Origin of the sequence: Kistimonas scapharcae, assembly GCF_039540975.1 — a bacterium.
GTDB lineage: Bacteria > Pseudomonadota > Gammaproteobacteria > Pseudomonadales > Endozoicomonadaceae > Kistimonas > Kistimonas scapharcae.
Genome location: NZ_BAABFL010000063.1, coordinates 1 through 8312 on the forward strand (window position 1 = coordinate 1; position 8312 = coordinate 8312).

Consider the following 8312-nt stretch of genomic DNA (forward strand, 5'->3'; position numbering starts at 1 on the left):
AGAATCAGTGTTCAAGACTTACCAGAATGGGTGTTCAAGAGTTACCAGAATCGGTGTTCAAGTTGTGCCAGAATACGCAACTGATTCCTAGGCGTGAAAACCGTTCTGGAATCAGCTATCAGTGACCGAATTGTCCGTATGAACATACTATTCATGTTACCCAAAGGTGGTTGGGTAACAGGGATGCATTCACTTTCTACAAAACCTTTAGCAATATAAACATCACCCACATATATCTAATTTCAATTTTTCAATTTATAGACCCCTCTTGTCGGTGGGAATCCTGTGTACATAAGGAATTTCTCTTGCAACAGGTTAACATTATTGCTAACCTGCTATCTATGAAAAAAGCACTATGGGACATCCACTTTTACAGTGAGAAGGTCATGAGAGCTATGGAAAATCTTCCCGCAGGCATTCAGGCTGATTTTATTGACCTGCTTGATCAGGTTGGGATATATGGTCCGGCACTTGGTGAGCCACATACGAAATCAATGGGAAAAGGATTATATGAAATCAGAGCCCATGGATCAGAGGGACAGGGGCGTGGATTATTCTGCTCAATAAAAGAAAACAAGGTTGTGATCCTGCATGTATTTCAAAAGAAATCACAGAAAACGCCCAAGAAAGATCTAGAACTTGGCTACCAGCGTTTGAAGGAGGTGAAAAGTGGCAAAGTTAAGTTATAAACAGTACCGGAAAAATGCTCTGGCCAACGAAGATGTTCAGAAAGCTTTAGCAGAGCGCGAAGAATTCTTTGGCCTGCGCCGCGAACTCATTCGTATGCGCCAAGAGGCAGGAATGACCCAGGAAGAAGTCGCCAAGGCAATAGGCACCCAAAAAACAAGCATTTGCCGACTTGAAAGCGCAAACAGCAAAACCCTTCCAAGTCTCGGCATGCTGAAAAAATATGCCAAAGCCACCGGTCACAAGCTCAACATATCCTTCTCTCCCGCTTGAGAAAGGAAAATACACTGCTGGCAACATCATTTACAGGCACTGATTCCTAGGAGAGAAAACCGATCTGGAATCAGCTGTCAGTGACCGAAAATGGTCCGTATGAACATACTATTCATGTTACCCAAAGGTGGTTGGGTAGCAGGCAACCATTTATTCTCTACAGTTGAGTCCCTGTCAGTTGTGATGATTCGGCTATCTGGGCAAGAGCTTCCGCTCTCTATTTCCATCTCCGATGATCAGGCTAGAACATTTAGCCCTTTATCCCTCACCAGGTTCAACAATTTAAGAGACGGCCCGTTTGGCCGCTTCTGACCACTTTCCCACTTCTGTACTGTCGATGGACTGACATTCAGAAATGCCGCAAACACTGACTGGCTTGCCTTGCATTTCAGCCGCAAATGCTTGATTTGCTGCGGTGCAAGCTCTTTCACTGGCGTCAGGCATAAAGCATCGAACTCGTGCATGGTAGTGGCATCCATAACACCTGCATCATATAAGCCTTTGGCGGTCTCATGGACTGCATTCAATAACTCACTCATACGGGATCTCCACTAATTCACCGGCATCCAGTGCCTTTTTCAGGGCATGTTCTGTATACCCCAAAAACTCACGAGCCAGCAGCTTGATGGCCCGTTCCTCTTTTTGATCAATATTGGCCTGTTTATTCTTGGAAAATCCAAAGATGAAAAAGGCACACTCACCCATCCTGAAAGCCAGAAGCGTTCTGCTACTTCCTCGCTTTCCCTTCCCCATTAGCGGAATCACGCTTTTTATATACCGAACCGCCAAGGTCGGCATCAACCAGCCCCTGCTCCATCTCTTGGACAGCAGCCATAAGTACTTTATCAGAAAGCCCCTCTTTCTTGGCCCAACGCTGAAACCAACGGGTTTTGAAGACTCTCACGGCTCAGGACAACCCTTTTGACAACAAATATAGCACCTAGTGCAACATTATAGAGAAAAAAACTTAGTTGATCACCTCTCTATCAGAGAGATGGCCGAAATATCAGAATACATGGTTACAGGAAACCATTAATGACTCTCAACCCCTGAGCCCCCAGTAGTCGATCATAATAGCCATGTAGAAGCTCCTACCTGACCTCTCCTGTATACCGATAAGCTGAATTACCGGCACTATTTTCACTCACCGCCGGATCTGCCGTCGGTTTTATTTCACGACCAGATAGTGACGCTTCGCAGCCAGATAATGTTAGCCATGGCTGTCTGGGTAACAGGGGCAACAGTGATTTCATGGTTCGGGGCGGACACGCCTGACTATGACTGATTGTTATAGAACTGAGAACTGGATGTCCATTTCACAGACTTTTTCACCTATACCCTCTGTTTCTTCCGGCGCGCCTCATCCAGATTTACAACATTATCGGATAGACTGAGCTTTGTGGGAGCCATCAATCTGGACAAAAAAGGGCTGGGAAAATCACCGCTTTTGGTCTCGGGGTACTCCCACTCAGAGAGGCCTTTGGCAAAGCGGTATAGCCAGTCATCCACCATGCGTGACATAGGTAGAAAGGACTCCTTATTTCTCGCTCCCGGATAAGGTTTGGCCTTTTTTCGGAATTGGTTGATTTGCCGTCCCAGACCGAATGCTTCCTCTTCGTTCATAATATCTATGTCATACCGATCATAAGCCTGTAGCAGCCACTGCTCAGCGTCGGTGACATGGCCATTCACACTCAAATCCGTATTTTTGAAAAACATCAGTTTCATAGACGTACCCAGGAATTGATCAAACATATCCCGAGTGCTGGTTTCGGTCACAGCGCCACATTCGATGGCCATATGAACACACTGCTCTGCCCAGCATTGCAGGAAACGGTCAATAAATCCTTTTAAATCTTCAAAACCAGGATTGGAAAACAGCATGGTATAACGGCTACGAGCCTCCACCGCAATGACATCCCACATTAAGTAGCCATCAGTGCAGTACCGTTTGACAGCATGCACTTGCCAGGCAATACAATCTTGTGTGGTTCGAATCGATTGGGTACCTACTTTTTTGCCATCAGGACTGGGTAGTCTTTCAAGATCTATCTTCAGGTATTTGCAAAAAGCATTGGTGGCTGATATCAAAACATCCATTCAATTGACCTCAATTGGGCATTCCATAACCAGAAGATTTTTAAACATGTAATTCATGTTACCCCAGAGTGACTGGGGTACGCCTTTGGGCAGGATTCATCCAGGATGGGCTATTCACATGCTTATTGCTCATATTCCCTACCCCTATTTTACAATCAAGTCAGACAGCACTTCTTGTACTTCTTCCCACTCCCACAAGGACATGGATCATTTCTGCTCGCTTTCACCATCACTACCGGAGGGAGCAACGCACCTATATCCAACGACTCTCCAGCTTTCGAGCGCATCCGTTCCTGACATGCGTTATTCCAGCGTCTCATTTGCCGGTATCTTTGCTTGTACAACTTCAGCCCGGCAGACTTGAATACCAACGGCATCACCACCTCAGGCTTAATGCCCAGCTGACCTTGATCTTCGACCTTATAGTGGCCATGACCAAGATCCACTACGACATGAAGTGGGCGATCTGCATCCTGAGTCCCGCCACTTGCCTCATCAAATGGCTCGATCAACAAATGCACTTGATGACAATGGCATGACCGCTTTACGCAATACATATCAAGCACCTGCAACCGGGTATCCCGATAGTCAACAATCGTTGCAGGCTGAAACGGCAATATTTCGTTATAAAAGATAAGGGATGAAGATTCTTCAATCTCTTGAACAGGAAAATCTGGCGATAAACCATCCAGATCCGCACATTGGGTGATGGCTGTTTTCTGCGATAGATAGATCTTGTTCAACAACACCCAATCATCGTCTGTCATATTTTCGTACATTTGACGACAAACCGCTGAAACGTCAGATTTGGCAGAACCTTTCTGGCACCGTGTAACAACATCCAGCGTAATCGTGTGTCGTCGCTTATCGCTCAATGGTTCCTCATAAAGAGCCAACGTCATCGCCGAGCAATCGCACAAGGGGTTTTCGCAGCATGACAGTCCCACAGGAAAGGAGCGTTCACCTCCATCCTCCTGTGGCAACTTACAGACCAGTGGTAAATTCTCGACTTGGTTTGGAATAGAAAACAACATAGGGTGTCTCACCGCCGACAGTAAACCGGCACAACTTAAAATGCCTCCAACCTGCAATGGGCAAGTTAACCTAATCGGCTCTGAAGGTTAGTCAACCGTCGCGTAGATTTTCGGTTTCTTGCCGCCATACCCACAGCCTTGGGCTGGCCGATCAACACCACCAGCTGCTTGCCGCGGGTGACGCCAGTATAGAGCAGGTTGCGTTCCAGCAGCGTATAGTGCTGCATGGCCATCGGAATGACAACACAGGGGTATTCCGATCCCTGGCTTTTATGGATGGTCGTAGCGTAAGCGAGGGAGACTTCATCCAGCTCGCTGACCTGGTAATTCACCTCGCGCTCGTCAAAGCGGATCATCAGTTCCCCTTCTTCCACATCAATGGCGGTCACGGTACCGATGTCGCCATTGAATACCTCCTTGTCATAGTTGTTGACGGTCTGGATCACCTTGTCGCCCGGCGCAAAGGTCCAGCCAAACCGGGTCACCTTGGGATGAGCGTCGGCATTCAGCGCTTCCTGAAGCGCCACGTTCAGGCTTCTTGCCCCCAGTCCGCCACGGTTCATGGGGGCCAGCACCTGGATGTCTTTTACCGGATCGCAACCGAACCGTTCGGGCAATCGCCGGGTGACCACGGCCATCAGTTTGCTGAACAGTTCTTCCGGCTCTTCCACGGTCAGGTAGTAGAAATCTGTCTCATCACCTTTGCGGGTTGGCCTGGGTGGTTGTCCACGGTTGATGGCGTGGGCGCCGGTGATGATCTGCGAGGTTGCCGCCTGCCGGAAAATTTCCGTCAATCGCGCCACCGGCAAACTGCCTGCATCGATCAGGTCGCTGAGTACCGAGCCCGGGCCGACGGAGGGCAGCTGATCCACATCACCCACCAGCAACACCGCGGCATTATCAGGCACCGCCCTGAGCAGCTGGTTCATCAGCACAATATCGACCATGGAGGATTCATCCACGACCAACAGGTCGGTTTCCAGCGGATTGTCGGCGTTACGCTTGAAATCGAATGCCTTGGGATCAAACTCCAGCAGCCGGTGAATGGTGGTGGCTTCCTGGCCGGTGGATTCTGACAGCCGCTTGGCTGCACGTCCCGTGGGTGCACAGAGTGTAACGTGGGCGCGTTTGGCGGCGATGATTTTCAGGATGCTGTTGACCACCGTTGTTTTGCCCACACCGGGACCACCGGTAATAATGCAGAATTTCTTTTGCACGGCCAGCGCTACAGACTCTTTTTGCGAAGACGACAGCTGAATATTGTTTTTCGCCTCCACCCACGGGATGGCCTTGTCCAGATCTATTGCTGCCCAGTCTGATTCCCCCTGCGACAAACGAAGCACATGATTGGCCACGCCCCGTTCGGCACGATACAGTGGTGTGAGAAACAGGCAGGGTTCGCCATTGATGGTCTCGGGTGTCAGGCGTTCTTCATCCATTTCCATCTGGATGGCCTGCTTGATGGTGGCTTCCGGAATCTCCAGCAGTTTGACTGAGGCGTCCACCAGCGATTGAAAGGCCTGGGCGCAATGCCCTTCGCCGGAATACTCCTGCAACACATGGCGGACACCGGCTTGGGCGCGAATCAGGGAAACCCGGTCAATGCCCAGCTGCATGGCCAGCTGGTCCGCTGTTTTGAAACCGATGCCGTGTATATCCAGCGCCAGCCGGTAAGGGTTCTCCTGAACCTTGGCGACGGCCTGGTCTCCATAGGTTTTGTAGATACGGACGGCACGGGCCGTGCCCACACCATGGGACTGGAGAAAAACCATGATCTCCCTGACAACCTTCTGTTCCGACCAGGCGGAGGTAATCTTCTCCCGTCGTTTTTTACCGATGCCCTCCAGCTCCGTCAGCCGGTCCGGGGTTTCTTCAATGATGTCGAAGACCGCCTCGCCGAATGCTTTGACCAGCCGTTTGGCAAAGTGCGGACCAATACCCTTTACCATGCCGGAACCCAGGTATTTCTCAATGCCTTCCAGGGTGGTCGGCGTCACAGTCTTGATGTGCTGAACCTTGAACTGTACGCCATGCTTGGGATCATTGATCCATATACCGGCCGTTTCAACAAACTCACCGGGTGTCACCGATGGTGTACTGCCCGTCATGGTTACCAGATCGCGTTGTCCCTTGCACTTGACCCGGATAACAAAGAAGCCGCTCTCCTCACTGTGAAAGGTAACCCGTTCAATACTGCCTTCCAGTCGTATAACCGGCTGGTGGTCATTCGTGCGGTCGAAAGAGTGGGCGGGGTTACTGGTTGCGTACATACGGGCTCATGACAGGGTTAACGGCAGTGTTAGCCCATGTTAGCAGCAGGCAGACCGGAAATTCAGTAAAAACGAGGGGTGAACACTTGAATTAAGGTGGTTCACTGCCATAGTCTGTCGCCGCCGGACGCAACCATAACCATACACCGGCAAAGAACCACCGAACGCGAGGAACCCCATGAACAAGGCTCAACTGATTGAACTGCTGGCCCGGCAGGCTGATTTGTCCAAGGCCCAGGCAGAACGTGCACTCAAGGCCACCCTTGAAAATATCCAGGAAGCCCTGGCCAAAGGCGACGCCATTCAACTGACGGGCTTTGGTACGTTCAGCGTCAATGAACGCGCTGCCCGCACCGGACGTAACCCGCAAACCGGCCAGCCCATTCAGATTGCCGCAGCCAGAATTCCTTCTTTCAAAGCAGGCAAGATGCTCAAGGAAGCGGTCAACCACAAGAGTTAATTCTTTCCCGAACGACAGGCGTCTTCGGGCTGAAGACGCTGTTTTTGAGACACTATTGCATTACCCGGACATGACTCGGTATCCTGTTCAAAAAAACAACAGGAATTCAGGCAATGGAATACCTGACCGGCACTGTCAAATGGTTCAGCAACGCCAAAGGACTGGGGTTTATCAACCCTGTTTCGGAATCTCGCCAGGAAGATATTTTCATTCATTACAGCGTGATCCAGATGGAAGGGTTCAAAACCCTGAAGGCGGGTCAGACCGTGCAATTCCTGATTGAACGGGGAGACAAAGGCTTTCTCGCCACCGTTGTCATACCGGTCTATGAAACCCGCGAGGATTATGTGATTCTGAGGCGTAATGAAACAACAGAGCAGGCTCAATGAATAAATTGAGCGAAGCTCGTAAGAGCACACCCTGCCAAGTCAACAATACAACCTACGCAGCCTGATCTCTTTTCATCTGCATGGTCTGACGGCACCGGGGAAAGTTTCGACACCCCCAAAATGGCTTCGCATCAAACCCTCGCTTTTGGCTACGCCGAGATACCATCTTGATACTGCATTTAGGACAGGACGGTGTTTTATAATCACCACGGATAAACTGGGTCAGCAGTGCCTGTTGTTGATCTGCAGGTAACTTTTTCATCAAGGCAAGAAATTGCTCACCATTAATAAGACGGAGTGACGGGATGTTCTTCGCAAACCGTAAAGAATCCTCCGTAAAAGTACTGGTGGTTATCAAAATCCCCATGTCCGCTTTATCTGCCATCATTACACCATAAAGCTCACGGACCGGCTTCACACCTACCATCTGCTTCGACCAAGCTTTACATTGCACATAGATTTGACGCTTTGCCTGGGTGGTTTGTGTCGTGACCTTTACATCTACACCGCCATCCGCGCCACTCCCAGTCAATTCAGCCTTCATTCCTCTCATTTTGAAATAGGAGGCCACCAGCTGTTCAAATACTAGCCACTCCATGCTCTGTAGCAGCTTCAACGTCCATACTGCTGGCGCCGTCTCATCGACAGTCTGTTGATGAAATGTATAGCTTGGTTTGCCACCAGAAGCAGAATAACGATATTTGCTATCGTCAGCGCCCCAATTCGTCGATGTAAATGAATGGCTGTTGCCAAGGCGCTCAAGCAATAGAAATGCAGCAAGTACAGCCACACTCATACTTAACAACAGTTTTAAAATATAGTTACCATCGATCGCGCCAAGCACAAAGAGAAGCGCAAAAAATCCCAACAATCCAGTAGCCACATTGGCCTGCGTTGGTTGTCTGCGAGCCATAACGGGTTCTTGTCTCCCGATGGACGGTTTAAACACATCCATCTGTATTTGTGTTATTACTGCCTTACTTGGCGACACTCAAACCGTTGTCGACATTTTGTGGAAAACTAGGAGCTGTTGACGTTTCACATTGGTAACCAGACAAAAGCACAAGCCAGAGCTACGACACTGACAAAGTTTCGCTTT

11 protein-coding genes are annotated in these 8312 nt (G+C 49.6%); 4 read left to right on the top strand and 7 right to left on the bottom strand.

Going from position 1 to position 8312, the window contains the following annotated elements; genetic code table 11:
• Window positions 1-305 precede the first annotated feature (305 nt).
• On the top strand, window positions 306-689 hold the full coding sequence (locus ABD892_RS03290) for a type II toxin-antitoxin system RelE/ParE family toxin (RefSeq protein ID WP_345193809.1): 384 nt from the start codon (window positions 306-308) through the stop codon (window positions 687-689).
• The gene (locus ABD892_RS03295; protein ID WP_345193812.1) at window positions 670-960 is read left to right on the top strand and encodes a helix-turn-helix domain-containing protein; all 291 of its coding nucleotides are present in this window, start codon (window positions 670-672) and stop codon (window positions 958-960) included. Before ABD892_RS03290 ends, ABD892_RS03295 begins: the two co-directional genes overlap by 20 nt.
• Window positions 961-1196: 236 nt before the next feature.
• Here the strand turns inward: ABD892_RS03295 and ABD892_RS03300 are convergent, their stop codons facing one another.
• From ABD892_RS03300 to recD2, 6 genes are all read right to left on the bottom strand, one after another.
• Window positions 1197-1499: a helix-turn-helix domain-containing protein gene (locus ABD892_RS03300; protein WP_345193814.1), complete on the bottom strand. Its 303-nt coding sequence runs from the start codon at window positions 1497-1499 to the stop codon at window positions 1197-1199.
• Window positions 1492-1665, bottom strand: coding sequence for a type II toxin-antitoxin system RelE/ParE family toxin (locus ABD892_RS03305; protein ID WP_425559158.1), 174 nt, complete (start codon window positions 1663-1665; stop codon window positions 1492-1494). The genes ABD892_RS03300 and ABD892_RS03305 overlap by 8 nt, the downstream gene beginning before the upstream one ends.
• A gap of 22 nt (window positions 1666-1687) precedes the next feature.
• The gene (locus ABD892_RS03310) at window positions 1688-1864 is read right to left on the bottom strand and encodes a type II toxin-antitoxin system RelE/ParE family toxin (RefSeq protein ID WP_345193818.1); all 177 of its coding nucleotides are present in this window, start codon (window positions 1862-1864) and stop codon (window positions 1688-1690) included.
• 428 nt (window positions 1865-2292) lie between these two features.
• Entirely contained in the window at window positions 2293-3060 is a 768-nt protein-coding gene (locus tag ABD892_RS03315) for a hypothetical protein (RefSeq protein ID WP_345193820.1), read from the bottom strand.
• Between the two features lie 155 nt (window positions 3061-3215).
• The gene (locus tag ABD892_RS03320) at window positions 3216-3827 is read right to left on the bottom strand and encodes an SEC-C metal-binding domain-containing protein (RefSeq protein WP_345193822.1); all 612 of its coding nucleotides are present in this window, start codon (window positions 3825-3827) and stop codon (window positions 3216-3218) included.
• Window positions 3828-4159: 332 nt separating this feature from the next.
• On the bottom strand, window positions 4160-6364 hold the full coding sequence (gene recD2, locus ABD892_RS03325; RefSeq protein ID WP_345193825.1) for an SF1B family DNA helicase RecD2: 2205 nt from the start codon (window positions 6362-6364) through the stop codon (window positions 4160-4162).
• A 178-nt stretch (window positions 6365-6542) separates the two neighbouring features.
• On the opposite strand from recD2, the gene ABD892_RS03330 reads away from it, so the two are divergent.
• Entirely contained in the window at window positions 6543-6824 is a 282-nt protein-coding gene (locus ABD892_RS03330; RefSeq protein ID WP_345193827.1) for an HU family DNA-binding protein, read from the top strand.
• Window positions 6825-6937: 113 nt separating this feature from the next.
• Window positions 6938-7213 (top strand): cold shock domain-containing protein, encoded by a 276-nt coding sequence (locus ABD892_RS03335; protein ID WP_345193829.1) that lies wholly within the window; start codon window positions 6938-6940, stop codon window positions 7211-7213.
• A 52-nt stretch (window positions 7214-7265) separates the two neighbouring features.
• Here the strand turns inward: ABD892_RS03335 and ABD892_RS03340 are convergent, their stop codons facing one another.
• Window positions 7266-8126: a restriction endonuclease gene (locus ABD892_RS03340; RefSeq protein ID WP_345193831.1), complete on the bottom strand. Its 861-nt coding sequence runs from the start codon at window positions 8124-8126 to the stop codon at window positions 7266-7268.
• Between the last annotated feature and the right edge of the window lie 186 nt (window positions 8127-8312).

What these genes read in the sequence shown, in the direction of transcription:
- ABD892_RS03300 (WP_345193814.1), bottom strand. Translation starts at nt 1,499, where the DNA reads ATGAGTGAGTTATTGAATGCAGTCCATGAGACCGCCAAAGGCTTATAT.
- ABD892_RS03320 (WP_345193822.1), bottom strand. Translation starts at nt 3,827, where the DNA reads ATGACAGACGATGATTGGGTGTTGTTGAACAAGATCTATCTATCGCAG.
- recD2 (WP_345193825.1), bottom strand. Translation starts at nt 6,364, where the DNA reads ATGTACGCAACCAGTAACCCCGCCCACTCTTTCGACCGCACGAATGAC.
- ABD892_RS03340 (WP_345193831.1), bottom strand. Translation starts at nt 8,126, where the DNA reads ATGGCTCGCAGACAACCAACGCAGGCCAATGTGGCTACTGGATTGTTG.
- ABD892_RS03330 (WP_345193827.1), top strand. Translation starts at nt 6,543, where the DNA reads ATGAACAAGGCTCAACTGATTGAACTGCTGGCCCGGCAGGCTGATTTG.
- ABD892_RS03305 (WP_425559158.1), bottom strand. Translation starts at nt 1,665, where the DNA reads ATGGGTGAGTGTGCCTTTTTCATCTTTGGATTTTCCAAGAATAAACAG.
- ABD892_RS03315 (WP_345193820.1), bottom strand. Translation starts at nt 3,060, where the DNA reads ATGGATGTTTTGATATCAGCCACCAATGCTTTTTGCAAATACCTGAAG.
- ABD892_RS03335 (WP_345193829.1), top strand. Translation starts at nt 6,938, where the DNA reads ATGGAATACCTGACCGGCACTGTCAAATGGTTCAGCAACGCCAAAGGA.